Source organism: Dechloromonas sp. ARDL1, assembly GCF_051122455.1.
In the GTDB taxonomy this organism is placed as follows: Bacteria; Pseudomonadota; Gammaproteobacteria; order Burkholderiales; family Rhodocyclaceae; genus Azonexus.
Genome location: NZ_CP168939.1, coordinates 68,875 through 86,370, shown reverse-complemented (window position 1 = coordinate 86,370; position 17,496 = coordinate 68,875). Strand labels below are relative to the sequence as shown.

At 63.2% G+C, this 17,496-nt stretch carries 16 protein-coding genes; all 16 read right to left on the bottom strand.

The window, feature by feature from the left end; all coding sequences use genetic code 11:
- Positions 1–491: 491 nt before the first annotated feature.
- Positions 492–1,289, bottom strand: coding sequence for an aldolase/citrate lyase family protein (locus AB6Q56_RS00415; protein ID WP_434515244.1), 798 nt, complete (start codon positions 1,287–1,289; stop codon positions 492–494).
- A gap of 17 nt (positions 1,290–1,306) precedes the next feature.
- Entirely contained in the window at positions 1,307–2,110 is an 804-nt protein-coding gene (gene hpaH, locus AB6Q56_RS00410) for a 2-oxo-hept-4-ene-1,7-dioate hydratase (protein WP_434515243.1), read from the bottom strand.
- Between the two features lie 16 nt (positions 2,111–2,126).
- Positions 2,127–2,522: a 5-carboxymethyl-2-hydroxymuconate Delta-isomerase gene (locus tag AB6Q56_RS00405; protein WP_434515242.1), complete on the bottom strand. Its 396-nt coding sequence runs from the start codon at positions 2,520–2,522 to the stop codon at positions 2,127–2,129.
- 19 nt (positions 2,523–2,541) lie between these two features.
- Entirely contained in the window at positions 2,542–3,438 is an 897-nt protein-coding gene (hpaD, locus tag AB6Q56_RS00400) for a 3,4-dihydroxyphenylacetate 2,3-dioxygenase (RefSeq protein ID WP_434515241.1), read from the bottom strand.
- Between the two features lie 63 nt (positions 3,439–3,501).
- On the bottom strand, positions 3,502–4,353 hold the full coding sequence (gene hpaD / locus AB6Q56_RS00395) for a 3,4-dihydroxyphenylacetate 2,3-dioxygenase (RefSeq protein ID WP_434515240.1): 852 nt from the start codon (positions 4,351–4,353) through the stop codon (positions 3,502–3,504).
- A gap of 3 nt (positions 4,354–4,356) precedes the next feature.
- Entirely contained in the window at positions 4,357–5,811 is a 1,455-nt protein-coding gene (gene hpaE / locus AB6Q56_RS00390; protein ID WP_434515239.1) for a 5-carboxymethyl-2-hydroxymuconate semialdehyde dehydrogenase, read from the bottom strand.
- A gap of 19 nt (positions 5,812–5,830) precedes the next feature.
- Positions 5,831–6,604 carry a fumarylacetoacetate hydrolase family protein gene (locus AB6Q56_RS00385; protein WP_434515238.1) on the bottom strand — a complete coding sequence of 258 codons (774 nt, stop codon included), beginning with the start codon at positions 6,602–6,604 and terminating at the stop codon, positions 5,831–5,833.
- Positions 6,601–7,245: a fumarylacetoacetate hydrolase family protein gene (locus tag AB6Q56_RS00380; protein WP_434515237.1), complete on the bottom strand. Its 645-nt coding sequence runs from the start codon at positions 7,243–7,245 to the stop codon at positions 6,601–6,603. Before AB6Q56_RS00380 ends, AB6Q56_RS00385 begins: the two co-directional genes overlap by 4 nt.
- Before the next feature lie 15 nt (positions 7,246–7,260).
- Positions 7,261–8,589 carry a TRAP transporter large permease gene (locus tag AB6Q56_RS00375; RefSeq protein ID WP_434515236.1) on the bottom strand — a complete coding sequence of 443 codons (1,329 nt, stop codon included), beginning with the start codon at positions 8,587–8,589 and terminating at the stop codon, positions 7,261–7,263.
- Positions 8,586–9,128 (bottom strand): TRAP transporter small permease, encoded by a 543-nt coding sequence (locus AB6Q56_RS00370; RefSeq protein ID WP_434515235.1) that lies wholly within the window; start codon positions 9,126–9,128, stop codon positions 8,586–8,588. The genes AB6Q56_RS00375 and AB6Q56_RS00370 overlap by 4 nt, the downstream gene beginning before the upstream one ends.
- A gap of 22 nt (positions 9,129–9,150) precedes the next feature.
- Positions 9,151–10,173: a TRAP transporter substrate-binding protein gene (locus tag AB6Q56_RS00365; RefSeq protein WP_434515234.1), complete on the bottom strand. Its 1,023-nt coding sequence runs from the start codon at positions 10,171–10,173 to the stop codon at positions 9,151–9,153.
- 104 nt (positions 10,174–10,277) lie between these two features.
- Positions 10,278–10,808, bottom strand: a complete 531-nt coding sequence (locus tag AB6Q56_RS00360; protein WP_434515233.1) for a GNAT family N-acetyltransferase — start codon at positions 10,806–10,808, stop codon at positions 10,278–10,280.
- Between the two features lie 76 nt (positions 10,809–10,884).
- On the bottom strand, positions 10,885–12,315 hold the full coding sequence (locus AB6Q56_RS00355) for an aldehyde dehydrogenase family protein (protein WP_434515232.1): 1,431 nt from the start codon (positions 12,313–12,315) through the stop codon (positions 10,885–10,887).
- Between the two features lie 34 nt (positions 12,316–12,349).
- Complete coding sequence (locus tag AB6Q56_RS00350) at positions 12,350–13,348, bottom strand: WD40/YVTN/BNR-like repeat-containing protein (protein WP_434515231.1); 999 nt, start codon at positions 13,346–13,348, stop codon at positions 12,350–12,352.
- A 13-nt stretch (positions 13,349–13,361) separates the two neighbouring features.
- The gene (locus AB6Q56_RS00345; RefSeq protein ID WP_434515230.1) at positions 13,362–15,755 is read right to left on the bottom strand and encodes an efflux RND transporter permease subunit; all 2,394 of its coding nucleotides are present in this window, start codon (positions 15,753–15,755) and stop codon (positions 13,362–13,364) included.
- A gap of 81 nt (positions 15,756–15,836) precedes the next feature.
- On the bottom strand, positions 15,837–17,474 hold the full coding sequence (locus AB6Q56_RS00340; RefSeq protein WP_434515229.1) for a DUF1302 domain-containing protein: 1,638 nt from the start codon (positions 17,472–17,474) through the stop codon (positions 15,837–15,839).
- Positions 17,475–17,496 lie beyond the last annotated feature (22 nt).

Genomic DNA, 17,496 nt, shown 5'->3' with positions numbered 1-17,496 from the left:
TGCGCTACTCGAAACGCCGGGCGGCTTGCCTGAACTCGCCTGCGGCTCAGACAAGGCAAGCCGAAGGCCCCCGGCATTTCTGCGTTGCTCGGCACCTCTCAAGGGGCCCGGAAAAGCGTCCGGATTCAACCAGTGGCGCCTGACGTTTGGGTTTTTCAGCGACCGGCGAACGCATTCATGCTTGTAGACGGTGCCTATCCCCGCGACGCCTTTCGGGTCCCCATCTGCAGCGCCGAGCAACGCAGCTGCCGGCGGAAAGAGCGCGAGGACTGTCTGAGGGCCAAAGGCCCGAGTTCCGCAGCGCCCGCCGGTGGCGAGTAGCGCAGGGGAGTCGGCGCAGCCGACCGCGTAAGCTGGGGTCGCCTTTTCTTTGCTTACTTTCTTTTGGCGAAGCAAAAGAAAGTGAGACGCCCTCAAGGCGGAAAGCAACGGTTGTCCCCGCCCTCCCACTTCAATCGCGAAACCCACAGCCAGAAAAGGCAAAAAACCCATCAGTAAGCCGCCCCGCCCTGAGCGGAACCAGCCGACTTGAACTTGTCAGCCAAGGCCACGGAAGCATTCCGCAACAACAGCGCATCAACGCCAACGAGCAAAAAGCTCGCCCCCATCTCGCGATAGGCAGCCGCAATCGCCGGATCGGCCGAGAACACGCCAGCCGCCTTGCCTGCAGCGGCGATCTGGCGAATGGCGCCCTCAACCGCCGCCTTGACTTCCGGATGCCCCGGATTGCCAAGGTGTCCCATCGACGCGGCCAGATCGGACGGCCCGATGAACACGGCATCGACCCCCTCAACCTTGAGGATATCGTCGAGACCGGCCAGACCGGCAACCGATTCGATCTGCACGATCAGGCACATTTCCTGGTCAGCCTTGGCGAAGTAGCCGTCGACACCGTTCCAGCGGGCAGCACGGGCGAGCGCCGTGCCGACGCCGCGGATACCGTGCGGCGGATAGCGCATGGCGCGCACCAGCGATTCGGCTTCTTCAGCCGTTTCGACCATGGGCACCATCAGCGTCTGGGCGCCGCCGTCGAGCAACTGCTTAATGCGGGCAACATCGTGGTCGACGGTGCGCACCACCGGCCGCACCGGGTACGGTGCCAATGCCTGCAGCTGGGCGATGATCGAGCGCAGGTCGTTGGGGCCGTGCTCGCCGTCGATCAGCAGCCAGTCGAAACCAGCCGTGCCGACCACTTCGGCAGCGTAGGCGTTGGCCAGGCCGAGAAAGAGACCGATCTGGGTTTCACCGGCGGCCAGGGCGCGCTTGAAGGTGTTGAGGGGCATGTCCATATGGGGCGGGTTCCTGCTTAGACGAAACGGGCGGTGATGTTGCCCAGCGGGCCGTAATCGACATGGATTGTATCGCCCGGCACCACTTTCACGGGGCGGGTGAAGGAGCCGGCCAGGATGATCTGGCCCGGTTCCAGCGCCACGCCGTGCGGCGCGAATTTCTTGGCCAGCCAGGAAATCCCGTTGGCCGGGTGGTTCAGCACGCCGGCGGCGACACCGGTTTCCTCGATGATGCCGTTCTTGTAGAGCAGTGCGGCAGCCCAGCGCAGGTCGATATCCAGCGGCTTGATCGGACGGCCGCCGAGGATGATGCCGACGTTGGCAGCATTGTCGGAGATGGTATCCATGACCTTGCGCGGACGCTTGGTTTCAGGATCGATGCGGTGGCAGCGGGCATCGATGATCTCGACGGCCGGGGTCACGTAGTCGGTGGCCGACAGCACGTCGAAGATGGTGACGTTCTCGCCCTCGAGACGATCCTTGAGGATGAAGGCCAGTTCGACCTCGACCATCGGATCGATGAAGCGCTCGCAGGGAATCTCGGCGGCGTCCTTGTAGACCATTTCGTCGAGCAGCGTGCCGAAATCCGGCTCGTTGATCTGCGACGACATCTGCATGGCACGCGAGGTCAGGCCGATCTTGTGGCCGACGATCTTCTGGCCCTCGGCCAGCTTCATTTGCACCCAGGCCTTCTGGATGGCGTAGGCGTCGGGGATGGTGATTTCCGGGTGGTCCAGCGAAATCTGGCGTACCGGCTTGCGGGCCTTTTCGGCTTCGTGCAGGCGGCGCGCGGCCGCTTCGATGATCTCTTGGCTGAGCATTTTTGTATCTCCTCTGTCAGTTCTTTTTGTAGCGGGGGTGAATGTTGTTTTTCTTCCAGGTGCCGGCTTCGCTGAATTCGGCGATTTCCATCGACAAGGCCAGTCCGTGGCGTTCGAAGAAGGCGGCAAAGTGTTCGCTCAACAGCGCGAACAGTTCGTCGCCGACCTTCTTCTTGGCTTCGTCCGAGCGCCCGGCGCCGATCTTCAGCGTGGCGTGCACGAAGGCGTCGCTCGATAGGGCACCATCGGCCACGCAGTAGTCCTTGAGCCAGATGACGCGGGAGCGGATGCCGCCGGTCGGAAACACGCCCCCCTGATCGATCAGGACCTGGTTGCTCTTCTTCAGCAGGCCTTGAATGTCAGCCTCGGCCACGTTCAGGTTGTCGGTGATTTCATAGATCAGATGGGGCATTTTTCGCTCCTTGCGTGAATCAGGAAACCGGCATTTCCATGCCGACGCCGCGTGCCAGCGGCGGGATACCGGCGACCGGCAGATTGACGACGACCTGGCCGGTGCCCGAGCTTTCGAAGTACGGGCAGACGATCTCGGCCTTGCCTTCGTACCTGTCCCAGCCGATGGCGCCGAACAGCATGGCGGTGTCGTGCATCTTGCCCTCGCCGGTGCAGTACTGGGCGTACTCCGGCAGCATGCGCAGGAAGGTGGCCCATTCGCCCCCCTCCCACAGTTGCAGGGCGCGCAGGTCGACCTGCTTGTTGAATTCGCGGCTGATGGTGTTGAAGCCCTGCTCGACCAGACGGTTTTCCCAGATCTGGTGCGACATCGAGCCGCTGGCGACGATGGCCACCCGGCAGTTGCTGCGGGCGACGGACTTGGCCAGCGCCTCGCCGAGGATGCGCGACTCTTCCAGCGAACCGAAGGTACTCCAGCCGGCGATCGAGACGACCTTGATCTTGCCTTCCGGGTTCATGTAGCGCATGGGCAAGATGGTGCCGTACTCAAGGTCGAGCGAGGCCACTTCGTGTGCACGGGTCTTGACGCCCATGGCGGTGGCTTCCTCGGCGATCATCCGGCCCAGTTCCGGGTTGCCCGGGAACTCGTAGGGCAGGTCCTGGATGAAATGCGGGAACTCGTGGCTGGTGTAGTTGCCCTTGTGTACCGCGTTGTTGTTGATGTGATAACCCGCGTTAACCAGCCAGTGCGTGTCGAACACGATGAAGGTATCGACACCGAGTTCGACGGCGCGACGCCCCAGCTCGCGCTCGGCATCAATGGCAGCCTGGCGGCAACCATGCGCCGGCCCCGGTTGTTCGGAAATAAGCATCGAGGGCACATGCGTGCACTTGATGGCCATGACGATTTCACCCATTTTTCTGTCTCCTGAGATGGTGTGGATAGGCTTCTCTGTCAGGGTTATCGTTGGCTTTTCGCTCTATTGGATGGGGAACACGACGTTGATCTGGCCGGTACCCGACGAACCGAAGTAAGGCGTGACCACCTCGGCCTTGCCGGTGTACTCCTCGGCGCCGAGCACGCCGAGCAGCATCGCCGTGTCGTGCATCATGCCTTCGCCGTGGCACTTGACCGCGTACTCCGGCAGCATGCCGCAGAAGGTCTTCCAGTCACCGTTCTTCCACAGTTCGACAACGTGGTGGTCGACGGTTTCCAGGAACGGATCCCAGACCTTGTGCAGGAACTGTTCGGACACGCCGTTCTGGGCGAAGCGGTGTGACAGCGAACCGGAAGCCAGCACGGCGACGTTGCCGTCGAACTTTTCCTCGATGGCGCGGCGCACGGCGCGGCCCAGTTCGATCGAATCGGCCAGGTTATGCACGGTGCACAGCGCGGAGACGGAGACGACCTTGAACCGCTTGTCCTCGTTCATGTAGCGCATCGGGACCAGCGTGCCGTATTCCAGCGCCAGGCTGGTCGCGTCGTGGGCGCGGGTATGCACGCCGGCGACGGTCGCCGTCTCGGCGATGGCATGGCCGAGTGCCGGGTTGCCTTCATACGAGAACGGCATGTTCTTGATGAAGTGCGGCAGTTCGTTGGAGGTGTAGATGCCCTCCCACGCCGGCGCGCAGTTGATGTGGTAGCCGGAATTGACCAGCCAGTGCGTGTCGAAGACGACGATGGTGTCGACGTTCAGCTCACGCATGCGGCGGGCGATTTCCTTGTGGCCGTCGATGGCGGCCTGACGGCAGCCCTTGTGCGGACCATCCATCTCCGACAGGTACATCGACGGAACGTGGGTGATCTTGGCGGCGAGTACGAGTTTGCCCATGATTTACACCCCCCAGCGCGGAATGTGGTGGCTGCCGTACGAGACTGCGATGTTCTTGGCTTCGCAGAACACTTCGTAGCTGTAGTGGTTGCCTTCGCGGCCGGTGCCGGACGCCTTGCTGCCGCCGAAGGGCTGGCGCAGGTCGCGGACGTTCTGGCTGTTGACGAAGGTCATGCCGGACTCGATGGCCTTGGCCAGGCGGATGGCGCGGCCGGTGTTGTTGGTCCACAGGTAGGACGACAGGCCGTAGATGGTGTCGTTGGCGATCTGGATCGCCTCTTCCTCGGTCTTGAAGCGGATGATGCACGGCACCGGCCCGAAGATTTCTTCCTGGGCGATGCGCATCTTGTTGTCGACGCCGGCGAACACGGTCGGCTGGACCCAGAAGCCGTTCTTGAACTTGTCATCAACGACCGGCGTACCGCCCCCGAAGACGACTTCGGCGCCTTCCTGCTTGCCGAGTTCGATGTAGTAATTGACCTTCTCCTGATGGCCCTTGGAGATCATCGGGCCGATGATGGTGCTCATGTCGGTCGGGTCGCCCACCTTGATCTTGGCGGCGCGGGCGGCGAAATCGGCGACAAACTTGTCGTAGATACCGGCCTGGACGATGATCCGCGAGCCGGCGGTGCAGCGTTCGCCGTTGTTCGAGAAGATCATGAAGATGGCGGCGTCGAGGGCGCGCTCGTAGTCGGCGTCGTCGAAGATGATGAAGGGCGACTTGCCGCCCAGTTCCATCGAGAACTTCTTGAGGCCGGCCGCCTTGACGATGCGGTTGCCGGTGGCGGTCGAACCGGTGAAGGAGATCGAACGGACATCCGGATGGGCGATCAGCGGCTCGCCGGCGGTATTGCCGAAGCCATGCACGACGTTGAAGACACCCGGCGGGATGCCGGCCTCGAGCGCCAGTTCGCCGAGGCGGTTGGCGGTCAGCGGCGACAGCTCGGACATCTTCATCACGGCCGTGTTGCCGAAAGCCAGGCAGGGCGCGGTCTTCCAGGTGGCGGTCATGAACGGCACGTTCCACGGCGAGATCAGCGCGCAGACGCCGACCGGCTGCCACAGCGTGTAGTTCAGGTGGCCGGTGTCGGAATCGTAGGTTTCGCCGTGCATGTGCTGGATCAGCTCGGCGAAGTAGTTGAAGTTGTCGGAGGCGCGCGGCACCAGCACCTTCTTGGTCTGGTAGGTCACCTGGCCGGTGTCGGCGGTTTCCATGTCGGCGATCGGCTCGACATTGGCGGCGATCAGCTCGCCCAGCTTGCGCACCAGGCGGGCGCGCTCCTTGACCGGCGTCGCGGCCCAACCCGGGAAGGCAGCCTTGGCGGCGGCCACCGCGGCATTGACCTCGGCCTCGCCACCACTGGCGACGGTATCGATCACTTCACCCGTGGCCGGGTTGATGGTTTCGAAGTTTTCCTTGCTGCCGACCTTCTGGCCGTTGATGATGTGCTGGATCATGTGCTGTTCTCGCTTTCTCTTAAGCGTTGGCGAAATAGGTCTGGTCGTCGACGATGGTGTTGACCAGACAGCAGACGTTTTCGACTTCGGTTTCGATGACGTCGCCCGGCTTGACGTCGGCCAGGCCTTCCGGCGTGCCGGTCAGGATGACGTCGCCCGGATTCAGGGTCATGAAGGACGACAGATATTCGATCAGCGTCGGGATGTCGAAAATCATGTCGGCGGTCGTGCCTTCCTGCGTCGTCTTGCCATTGACGCGGGTGGTCAGCTTCAGCGCCATCGGGTTCGGCACGTCGGCGGCATCGACCAGCCAGGGGCCGAGCGGCGTGCAGGCGTCGCGGTTCTTGACGCGCAGGTTGGGACGGTAATAGTTCTCGAGGTAGTCGCGGATGGCGTAGTCGTTGGCCACGGTGTAGCCGGCAACCATCTCCATCGCCTCTGCCTTTTTCACGTTCTTGCCGGTCTTGCCGATGACCACGGCCAGCTCGCACTCGTAGTGCATGTAGGTGGCGTCGGCCGGGCGGCGGGTGTTGGCTTTGTGGCCGGTGATGGCGTTCGGCCCCTTGAGGAAGACGAGCGGCACTTCCGGCGCCTTGAAAGCCAGTTCCTTGGCGTGATCGGCGTAGTTCAGGCCGAGCGCGAAAACAGTGCCGACCTCGACCGGCGGCAGCCACTGGAAGTCGCCGTCGTTGAGCAGGCGGCCGTCGGCCATGCGAACCTTGCCCGCGTTTTCAACACCTGCGTCGGTGACTTGATGAACGGCGCCGTTGTAGGCGATGCGACCGCGCTTCATGCTGCGACTCCTTCGACAAGGGTGAAATTCAGACTACCGAGACCTTCGGCGCTGATACGAACGGTGCTGCCGGCCTTGGCCTGCGGCGCCATGTAGCGCACGCCGACGAGCAGGACGTCGCCCTGGCTCAGGGTCATCCATTCCGTCACATCGGCCAGCAGTTTGGCCGGCGAACGAATCAGATCGTTCAATGAACGGGTGTCGACCACCTGGCCGTCGATTTCCGTCGCCAGTGTCAGGCCGGCCAGATCGGCCAAGGGCTTGACCGAGGTCATCGGCAGCGAACCATCGAAGCACTTTTCGCGGATGGCCGGACGATAATAGCTGGTGTGCGGCAGGCTCAGGTCGGCGGCCAGCACGACGCCGGCGACCGACGCCAGCGCGTTGCCGGCTGCCAGTCGTCCGGCGGCGCGGCCCATGACCAGACCGATGGTGGCAGCGACTTCGACGCTGTCCGCGCCGGCCGGCAGGCTGACGACCGAACCGCAGCCGACGCGGGTATTGGCCGGTTTGATATAGAGCACCGGTGCCTTGGGAGCGCCCTTGTAGGGGGCCTCCTCCAGCGAACCGATTTTCTGGACGGAAACGGTGTCATTCAGGATGACGCCGAAAACCGTGCCGCACACTTGCTGTTTGATCATGTTTCTAGACTCCGCTCAGCCGAGGTAGTGGACCAGACCGAGACACAGGACAGGGAAGAAAACGAGGGCGATGATGCGCAGGAAGTCCGAGGCCAGGAAGGGCATCACCCCCCAGGCAGTTTCCTTCATCGGGACGTCCTTGGCGATCTTGTTGATGACATACAGGTTCATGCCCACCGGCGGGTGCACCAGGCCGATTTCGACAACCATCAGGGCCAGGATGCCAAACCAGATCGACTTGTCTTCGACCGCCATGCCAAAGAAATCCAGCCCCATGACCATCGGATAAAAGATGGGGATGGTCAAGAGGATCATGGCCAGCGAATCCATCACGCAGCCGAGCAGGATGTAGATGAGCAGGATGGAGAACAGCACGACCAGCGCCGGCAAGCCGCTGTTCTGCACCCACAGGGCCAGCTCGGTCGGCATTTGCGACAGGGCCAGGCTGGAGTTCAGCAGGTCGGCGCCGATCAGCACCATGAAGATCATGCCGGTCGCGTGGGCCGTACCGTAGACGCTCTGCAGGAAATCCTTGGTGCGCATGCCCCCGGAAACCGCCGCGATGATGCCGCAGGCGGCAGCACCGATCGAGGCGGCCTCGGTCGGATTGGCCCAACCGCCATAGATGCCGATGATGACCACCAGGAAAACGCAAAGCACCGGGATGATGTTGATCTGGGCCTTGATCATCTCGCCGAACGGCACCTTCTTGCCGGCCGGACCGGCATTCGGGTCGCGGCGGACGATAATGGCGATGACCAGCAGGTAGCCGAGGGCAGCGATGATGCCCGGCACCACGGCGGCGACGAACAGCTTGCCGATCGACTCCTGGGTCAGCACGGCGTAGATGACCAGCGGCACCGACGGCGGGATCAGGATGCCGAGCGTGCCCGAAGCCGCCAGCGTGGCGGTGGACAGCTTGCCGGAATAGCCGTTGGCCTTCAGTTCCGGCAGGGCGACCTGCCCCATGGTGGCGGCGGTCGCCAGCGAGGAACCGCAGATCGCGCCGAAAGCGGCACAGGCGGCGGTCGAAGCCATGGCCAGGCCGCCGCGCCAGTGGCCGATCAGCGTTCCGGCCGCCTTGAACAGCGCCTTCGACAAGCCGCCATGCGTGGCGAACTGGCCCATCAGGATGAACAGCGGAATCACCGCCAGATCGTAGTTGGAGACCCGGGCGTAGACCAGGTTGTTCAGGGTGTACAGCAAGCCGGCGGTTTCGCCGGCGTTCATGACCAGATAGATGCCGGCGCCGGTGACGAACATGGCCATGGTGATGTGGACGCGCACGGCCAGCATGGCCAGCAGGCAGCCGAAACCGATCAGTCCGATGGATGTACCGCTCATTTGCCCGCCCCCGGAATGCTCTTGCTCGGATGGAAATGGGCATAGGCCCGGTAGATCGCGCAGATCATCATCAGGAACAGGCCCGGAACGAGCAGCGCCGTCGGAATCCACAGCGGCAGCGAAACCAGCGTCGTCACTTCCTGCGACTCGTGGGTAGCGATGGCCGACAGGATGGTGCGCCAGACCAGCAGCGCAGAGACCGCGGCGAACAGGACTTCCGCGATACCGTCGATCGTGCGCTTCAATGTATCGCGCATGTTCTCGGTAAAGAAATCCACCTTGATATGCTCGCCGAGCAGCGTGCAGTACGGCAGGAAAGCCGTCGCCGCAACGGCCGTGCCGGCCTGCATCAGCTCGATGTCGCCGTTGACCGAGCCGAAGCCCAGTTTACGGCCGATGATCGACACCAACGACATCACGATCAGGAGGATGAACAATACGCCCCCTGAGATTGCCATCGCCTTGCCGGCCATGATCAGGTAGTGCTCGACCCTGTCGTGCTCCAGCAAATCATGGGGCATGCCCATCGGATCCTGCATGCTGTTCTCCCCGATCCTTGTTTTACTTGGTGGTGCCAGTCAGTTCGCGGGCGGCGGCAATCAGCTTCTTGCCGTCCAGGCCCTTTTCGCCAACCTGCTTGGCCCACTCGTCTTCGACGCTGGCCGTTGCCTGCTTCATGGCCGTCACCTGGGTGGCGCTCAGCGTGGTGATCTTGTTGCCCTGGGCGGCGATGCGCTTCCGGGTATCGGCCGCGACTTCGTCGAACATGGCGCCGAACTTGCCGACCATCACTTCGCCCGTGGTCTTGTCGACAATCGCCTTCAGGTCAGCCGGCAGGCCGTCGTATTTCTGCTTGTTCATCAGCACGGCCAGCACGGTGGCCGTCGGGTAGGCCACGCCATTGTCGGGCTGCAGGTGGAACTTGGTGACTTCGGACAGCTTGGTCGGATAAACCAGCTCCCAGGCACCGAGCGAACCGTCGACCACGCCCTTGGAAATCGCCTCGGTCACCTGCGCCGGCGGCATGGCCACCGGCTGCCCGCCCAGCGCCGTCAGCGTCTTGGCGCCGACGCGCGTCGACGTACGCAGCTTGAGGCCGGCAAAGCCGGTCAGGCCGGCGATCTGCTTGCTGGCGGTATGCACGGCCTGGCCACCGTCGGTGTGGAACGCCAGCACCTTGTAGGCGGCGAACTCCTGCTGGGCATTCTGCTGGTAGAACTTCCACAGCGCCTTGGAACTGGAGGACGAATCCTTGACCATGAACGGCAGCTCGAAGGCCTCGATGGCCGGGAAGCGGCCGGCGGAATACCCCGGGCCGGTCCACACCACGTCGGCAACACCGTTCTTCACTTGGTCAGCCAGCTGGGCCGGCGTGCCGCCGAGCTGCATGGCCGGGTAGAACTGGCACTTGATGCGACCATTGGACAGCTTGCCCATCTCGTCGCACCACGGCTGCAGGACTTTCTGCTGGGTCGGCGCGGCCGACGGCAGGAAGTGGGCGATCTTGAAGGTGACTTCCTGGGCAAAAGCCGGCAGGGAGAGGGCAGCCAAAGCGGCAACGACGGTCAATTGACGGGTGTTCATTCGGCATCTCCTCGAAGGGCGCGGGTCGGACCCACGTTTATTAACATATTAGTGATCAAATTAAATCACTAGGATGTTAGTGAGTGAACTGCTCTTCGATTTTTTTACGCTTTTTTTCCTGGGGCCGGATGGCGATAAATCTGGAAGCGCCCGCCGCGAAAATCGACTTCGTCTTCAAGATGCGCGCCGACCGCCAGCGCAACGCGGATCGACGCCCCGTTGTCGCGGTGAATGAAGCTGATCGGCGGCTGGCCGGGATACACCTCGGCCGCCATGGCCTGCACCGCCCGGGCGGCTTCGCTGGCATAGCCACGCCCCTGGAATGCGGGCAGCAGCGCCCACTTGATTTCGCGCTCCGGAAAATCGGCGGGATACCACAGACCGGCCGCACCGACCAAGGCACCGCTCGACTTTTCCTCCAGCGCGTACGGGCCGTAGCCACGCAGCAGCCAATGTCCGGCCAAGGTCGCCGTCAGGCGCCAGCTCTCGCCTTCGCTCAGTACCCGCCCAAGCGTATGGCGGGTGCACTCGGGATTGCTGTAATGGGTATGCATGCCACGCCAGTCTTCCTCGCGGAACGGGCGCAGGATCAAACGTGCCGATTCGATTCGGGTCGGTATTTCAAATTCGCTCATGGCAGAACTACCAAAAAAAAACCGGCCGCACGCGGCGACCGGAAACTCCGCAAAGAGGAGATGAACGCAGGAGAAATCAGGATTTCATGATCTTGAGGGTCTGGATCGAAGTGTATTCGGCCAGGCCGTGCGCGCCGAACTCGACGCCGATACCCGACTGCTTGACGCCGCCGAAGGGCGCGTCCGGCTGGATGGCACCATGCTCGTTAACCCAGGCGCTGCCACATTCGAGGCGCAAGGCCAGCGCGGCCGCCCTGGCCGTGTCGCTCGACCATACCGAGCCGCCGAGGCCGTTCGGACTGTTATTGGCGCGGGCGATGACCTCGTCGATATCGCTGTACTTGATGATGGGCAGGATGGGGCCGAACGGCTCCTCGTCCACCAGGCGCAGGCCATCGCTCACGTCGACCACGACGGTCGGCTCGTAGAAGTAGCCGGGGCCGGCCTTGCGCTTGCCGCCGCACAGGAAGCGGGCGCCGTGGGCGCGGGCGTCTTCGGCCAGTTCTTCGACCTTAGCCAGCTGCATGGCATTCTGGATCGGGCCGAGCTGGGTGTCCGGGTTCATGCCGTCGCCGACCACCGCGTTGCGCGCCAGATTGGCCAGTTCGCCGGACAGTTCGTCGTAGATGCTTTCATGCACGTAAAGGCGCTTGAGCGCGGCGCAAGTCTGGCCGTTGTTGTGGAAGGTGACGCCGAACAGCTTGGGCGCGATGGCCTTGACGTCGACATCGGGCAGCACGATACCGGCGTCGTTGCCGCCCAGCTCCAGCGTCAGGCGCTTCAGGTTGCCCGAGGCGTTGGCCATGATGCGCCGGCCGGTCGCCGTCGAGCCGGTGAACACGATCTTGGCGATGCCCGGGTGGCTGGTCATGGCCGGTCCGACATCGGAACCGGCGGCGCCGGTCACGAAGTTGAGCACGCCCGGCGGCAGGATGGCATTGGCCAGTTCGGCAAAGCGGGCGGTCGCTACCGGCGTCATTTCCGACGGCTTGAGCACCACGGTATTACCGGCGCGCAAGGCCGGAATGACGTGCCAGATGGCGATCATCAGCGGCCAGTTCCACGGCGTGATCGAACCGACCACGCCGAGCGGCTTGCGATGCACCTCGACACGCGCCTCGGCGTTGTCCTGAATGACTTCGACCGGCAATTCCAGATCGGCGGTGACGTGCGTCCAGGCAATCGAACCGCCGACTTCCATGCCCGCCCCGACACCGTTCAGGCCGCCCTGCGGCTTGCCGGTTTCCAGCGTGACCAGGCGCATCAGTTCGGGCATGTTGGCTTCGAGTGCGGCGCCGAGAGCGTGCATCAGCGCCTTGCGCTCGGCATCCGGCTTGCGGCCCCAGGCCGGGAAAGCCGCCTGTGCGGCCTTGACCGCCGCATCGACGTGGCTGGCATTGCCGGCCTGGGCCTGGGCAAACGCCTCGCCGGTAGCCGGGTTGATGACCGGAAAAGTGGTGGCTGCCTGAACGGCCTGTCCATCGATCAGCATGGAAATGGTTTGCATGTCGTCTCCTGTTTGATTGTTCGTGTTGCCTGGTTTACAAGCCCTGCCCGTCGGTGATCACGCCGTGCCGCGAGAAGCGGACCAGGCCCTGCCCGGCCCACAGCGCGGCCGTCAGCGACAGGCGGTCGTCGCGCTGCTTCCAGGTGAAGCTGGCGCCGCCGTCGGTGCTGTCGAGCAGCACGCCGTCCAGGCTGGTCCCGAAAACATGGCCGCCGCCCTCGACCAGATCGGTCACCGAGCTCTTGCTGCCGCTGACCACCGGCTGCCAGCTATGGCCGTCATCCTTGCTGCGATAGATCGTGCCACGCAGGCCGCCGACGAGCAACGTGCCATCCTTGAGCGCCACGCCCGTCCAGAAAGAGCCTTTGTAGCCGGTGTTCAGGTATTGCCAGCTCTGGCCATGGTCGGCGCTGCGCAACACCATGCCGCGCTCGGCGGCGACGAACAGCTCGCCCTTGGCCGAGGCAAAAATACGGAACAGGTTGCGGTCCGCCTTGCCGCCATCCGGTGGCGCCGGCAGATCGACCGGAGCCCACGTCTTGCCGCCATCCTGCGTACGCAGCACCAGCGACCACAGGCCGACGGCCAGACCTTCCTGGGTGTTGACGAAATGAACAGAGAACAGCGGCCGGTCTTCCTGGGTTTCCAGGCGCTGGATGCTCCAGTTCTCACCACCGTCGGCGGTATGGAGGATGGCGCCCCACTGCCCGACCGCCCAGCCGTTCCTGTCGTCGGAGAAATGCACGGCGGTCAGGGTTGAGGACAGCGGCACGGAAGCGGCCTGGCGGAAGGTCTTGCCGTCGTCGTCGGAGAGCAGGATGGTGCCGTAGTCGCCCACGGTAACCAGGCGCTTGCCGGCGAAGGCGGCGCCCTGGATCGGCGCCAGCGTGGCAGCCGCACTATTCTTGGCCGGCTGGGCCTGTAGCGGCACTGGAGCGGCCGGCGCCTGGGCCGTGGCCGGGACGGCGATCAGGCTGCCGAGCAAGGCGGCGATCAGGGTGGTGGCGCGGAGCGTCATGGGTTGCTTGTTCATGTTCGGCTCCCGATTAGTGGTTGAGGATGCCCGGCGCACGGACCGGCGTCTTGCGCGGGAACAGTTTTTCCAGCCACACGGCGAAGGCCGGCAGCGCGGTCATGGCCATGACCATATTGACCATGAACATGAAGGCGAGCAGCTTGCCCATGTCGGCCTGGAACTTGAGGTCGGAGAAGGCCCAGGTGGCGACGCCGATAGCCAGCGTGATGGCGGTGAAGATGGTTGCCGTGCCGACTTCCAGGATCGAGTGTTCGAGCGCCTTGACGATGTTCTCGCCCTGCGACAGGTGCAGTTGCAGCCGGTTGTAGATGTAGAAGGCGTAATCGACGCCGATGCCGACGGCGAGCACCATGACCGGCAGCGTCGCGACGGTGAGGCCGATCTCCAGCTCCTTCATGAACCAGTAGCCGATGAAGGTGCCGACGGTGAGCGGCAGGCAGCAGGCGAGCACGGCGCGGAAATCGCGATAGACCATGGCGACCAGGAAGACGATGGCGGCGTAGACGTACATCATCATCGGCATTTCGCTCTTCTCGACCTCGTCGTTGACCGCCGCCAGCACGCCGGCGTTGCCGGAAGCGAGGCGGATGGTGACGCCGTCGAGCTTGTTCTCGGCGCGGAAGTCCTTGACCTTGTCGATGACGCGATTGATCGTCGTCGCCTTGTGGTCGTTGAGGAAGAGGTGTACCGCCGTCATGCTGCAATCCTTGCGCATGTAGCCGCGCATGCGGCCGATTTCGGTGGCCAGCGCCGCATAGTTGCCCGGATCGATGGGGATGGCGTTCATCTTCGGATTGCCTTCGTTGTAGCCCTCGTTATAGGTCCGCAACTGGCCGGAGAAGGAAATGGCCGACAGCACGCCCGGCGTGTTCTGCATGTGCCAGACGAACTGGTCCTGGTAGAGGCCGATGGCGACGTTCTCGCAGGATTCCGGCGCCGCCTCGAAAACCACGGTCAGCCAGTCGAGACCGGTGTCGTAGGCTTCGGAAATAGCCACCGCATCGCGGTTGAAGCGGGCTTCCGGACGCAGTTCCGGCGCGCCGGGTTGCAGCGTGCCGATGACGCGGTCGCTGCTCTGCCACACGTAAACCGCGAAGACGGCAGTGGTCAGCGCGATGACGATAGCGGCATTGCGCGGCTCGGCCACCTTGGCCAGCGCCTTGAGCCAGCGAGCCCGCTTGTCGCGCTTCATCATCGCCTTGTCGGCGTATTCCTTGGTGAAGGTGAAGTACGAGGCGGCAATCGGCAGCATCGCCAGGTTGGTGGTGATCTTGAAGAAGACGCCGAGCGAGGCGGTGATCGCCAGTTCGCGCACCATCGGAATCGGAATCAGGATCAGCGTGATGAAGGAGACGAAGGCGGTGACCAGCGCCAGCACGCCGGGAATGAGCAGGCCAGAGAAGCTGGCGCGGGCGGCCTGCTCGGTGGTCTTGCCGTGCGCCAGTTCGCGCACGATGAAGTTGATCTGCTGCACGCCGTGCGAGACGCCGATGGCGAAGACCAGAAAAGGCACCAGCACGGCCAGCGGGTCGAGGCCAAAGCCAAGCAGGCGCAAGGCGCCGAACTGCCATATCAGCGAGGTGAAGGAGCAGATGATGGGGAGCAGCGTAAAGCGCAGCGAATGGCAGTACCAATACACCGCCCCCGCCGTCAGCAACAGGGCCACCGCGCAGAACTCAAGCACCGACGAGGCGCCGTCGGCGATGTCGCCGATCTGCTTGGCGAAGCCGATGATCTGGATTTCGAAATCGGCGTCCTCGAACTGCTTGCGCAGGGCTTCCAGCTTGTCGTTGTAAGACACGTAGTCGATCTTGTTGCCGTCCTTGTCCACCTCGGCCAGTTCGGCGACGATCATCGCGCTGGTCTGGTCGCGCGAGACCAGCGTGCCGACAAAACCGCCCTGGCTGGCCGAGCGCTGGATGCCGGCGATGATCTCGGAATTCAACTGGTCCGGCGTCACCGTGCCGGAAATCAGCGGATCGGCGCGAAAACCTTCCTCGGTGATTTCATTGACGAAGCTGTTCGGCGTCCACAGCGATTGCACGCCCAGACGGTCGACGCCCGGCAGGTAGATTACCGCCTGGGTCACGTCGTACAGGCGCTTCAGGCCGGCCTGCGTCCAGATGGTGTCTTTTTTGGCCTTGACCACGACGTTCAGGCGGTTGGCGCCGAGCACGTCGTTGCGGTATTTGTGGAAGGTCTCGATGTATTCGTGGCCGGTCGGCATCTGCTTCTCGAAACCGGCTTCCATGCGCAACTGCAGCGCGAAATAGCCCATCACGGCGGTGAACACGGCCAACCAGATCAGGAAAGGCGTGCGGTACTTGAAGCAGAAGTTCTCCAGCCCGGTCAGAGTGCGGGTCAGGTATTTGTCGACATCGTCGACGCTGAATAGGTTGAGCATGATGTGCTGTCCTGCGGGGGGTAATCTGTTTTTATCGTTGCAGTCGGGAAGCGGGGAGTCGCCTCCCGACCTTATGTCGCCTTAGAAATTGCGCGAGACGTACATGCCGAAGAAGTCGCGGTCCTTGTACGGCTGGTCGTAGACGCGCGACCCGCCCCAGAACTTGGCGTAGTTCACGCCCGCCTGCCACTTGGCCGGGTTCTGCGTGAAGCTGACGATGAAGTTGGCCGACTTGGCGCCTTCCATGAACAACGCGGATGCGTTCGGGGTGCGGCCGCTGACTGCCTGGAAGTAGTAGATCTCCGGCGTCACCTGCCAGCCCGGAATCAGATTGCCGTCGTAGGTCCAGCTGAAATCCAGGTTATAGCCCCAGGACAGCTTGTCGCCCACCGCCTCGGCCGTATTGCCCAGGTTGTACTCCTGGCCCCAGGCCCAGACGCCAGCACCGATCGGCTCGCTGCCGTAATACTTCTTCAGCTTCGGGTAGTAACTGGCTACGGCTTCGATCATGAAGGTTGCCGTCGAGGCATTGCCCAGTGCCTTCAGGATGCCGCCGTAATCGCCTGGCGTCATGCTCAGCAAGCCGGTCAGGTGCCACTGGAACTTCTTCTCGTCCACCCAGCATTTGCCATTATTCGCGGCGCACAGGTCGAGACCCGGATTGAGCGAAACGGCATCCTTCGGCCGGTACGACAGCTCCGTGCCGATAGCCCAGTCGCCGACCGGGAAATTGGCGGAAATGCCGTATAGACGGCGATCTTCGGCATATTGCCAGGAGAAGGCCGTGGTATTGGGATCGACGGCCAGGTTCGGTGCCTTGTCATGGTAGGCCATGGCGTAGAAACCGAGGTTGAGCTGGGTTCCCGAGGGCTGCCAGCGAACCGCCGCGCCGTACTGCCCTGAATCCTTGGCCTTGCGGCGGTTGATGCCGTAGGTACTGTCGCCGACACCCAGGCCGTTGACTTGCGACCAGTAGCTCCCGGTCGGCGGGAAGTAATGGGCGTTCCACTCGGCCTGGTAGTAGGCCTCGAAGTTCACACCCCGTCCCAGACCCGTTGCGAAGCTGACGATGGGCGCAGGCAGGAAGACTTCCTTCAACTGTGTACCGGGTTGCGACAGGCGCATGATGTCCATGGCGTTGGTCTGGTTGATGCCGCCGGGCAGGAACAGGCTCTCGCCCCAGCTGATCACCTGGTTGCCGGCGCGGACGCGGGCGCGCTGCTCGCCGACCGAGAACTCCTTGCTCACCCACAAATCGAGCAGGCGGGTCTTGAATTCCAGATCGTCGCGCGCATCGTCGGACAGCGACGCCGAGTAGCCATTGGGGCCGGTCGCTGCACTGACGAAACCGGTGGTCTTGGTTGCCGTGAAGTCGCGCAGCCAGCTAAAACGGCCCATGAACTTCCAGTCGTCCGGCATCTTGAGCAGCAGTTCGTGCGTGCCCTTCAGGTAAGTGGTGAAGGCGTCGCCCTTCTTGTAGTTGATGTTGCCCTGGTCGCCGACCCCCTGAAAAGTCGTGTTGCCGGTCGGTGCGCCGTTGCCGGTGGCGCCGGCGACAACCAGGTCGCTGGAAGGGCCCTGGGTACGGATGCCGGTCCCCAGCGACACGGTCGAATCGAAGCTGCCGGAAATGCTGCCCGTTTCAAACGTGAAGGCGGAGGCCGCCCCCACATAGCCGATCAACACAGCCAGAACGGTTTTCTTGAAGATGTTGTGCATGGTTATTTACCCTCCGAGTCCA

Coding starts and splice junctions, on each gene's coding strand:
- AB6Q56_RS00385 (WP_434515238.1), bottom strand. CDS start 6,604: ATGAAGCGCGGTCGCATCGCCTACAACGGCGCCGTTCATCAAGTCACC.
- AB6Q56_RS00350 (WP_434515231.1), bottom strand. CDS start 13,348: ATGAACAAGCAACCCATGACGCTCCGCGCCACCACCCTGATCGCCGCC.
- AB6Q56_RS00380 (WP_434515237.1), bottom strand. CDS start 7,245: ATGATCAAACAGCAAGTGTGCGGCACGGTTTTCGGCGTCATCCTGAAT.
- hpaD (WP_434515240.1), bottom strand. CDS start 4,353: ATGGGCAAACTCGTACTCGCCGCCAAGATCACCCACGTTCCGTCGATG.
- AB6Q56_RS00365 (WP_434515234.1), bottom strand. CDS start 10,173: ATGAACACCCGTCAATTGACCGTCGTTGCCGCTTTGGCTGCCCTCTCC.
- AB6Q56_RS00360 (WP_434515233.1), bottom strand. CDS start 10,808: ATGAGCGAATTTGAAATACCGACCCGAATCGAATCGGCACGTTTGATC.
- hpaD (WP_434515241.1), bottom strand. CDS start 3,438: ATGGGTGAAATCGTCATGGCCATCAAGTGCACGCATGTGCCCTCGATG.
- AB6Q56_RS00340 (WP_434515229.1), bottom strand. CDS start 17,474: ATGCACAACATCTTCAAGAAAACCGTTCTGGCTGTGTTGATCGGCTAT.
- AB6Q56_RS00370 (WP_434515235.1), bottom strand. CDS start 9,128: ATGCAGGATCCGATGGGCATGCCCCATGATTTGCTGGAGCACGACAGG.
- AB6Q56_RS00355 (WP_434515232.1), bottom strand. CDS start 12,315: ATGCAAACCATTTCCATGCTGATCGATGGACAGGCCGTTCAGGCAGCC.
- AB6Q56_RS00345 (WP_434515230.1), bottom strand. CDS start 15,755: ATGCTCAACCTATTCAGCGTCGACGATGTCGACAAATACCTGACCCGC.
- AB6Q56_RS00415 (WP_434515244.1), bottom strand. CDS start 1,289: ATGGACATGCCCCTCAACACCTTCAAGCGCGCCCTGGCCGCCGGTGAA.
- AB6Q56_RS00375 (WP_434515236.1), bottom strand. CDS start 8,589: ATGAGCGGTACATCCATCGGACTGATCGGTTTCGGCTGCCTGCTGGCC.
- hpaH (WP_434515243.1), bottom strand. CDS start 2,110: ATGCTCAGCCAAGAGATCATCGAAGCGGCCGCGCGCCGCCTGCACGAA.
- hpaE (WP_434515239.1), bottom strand. CDS start 5,811: ATGATCCAGCACATCATCAACGGCCAGAAGGTCGGCAGCAAGGAAAAC.
- AB6Q56_RS00405 (WP_434515242.1), bottom strand. CDS start 2,522: ATGCCCCATCTGATCTATGAAATCACCGACAACCTGAACGTGGCCGAG.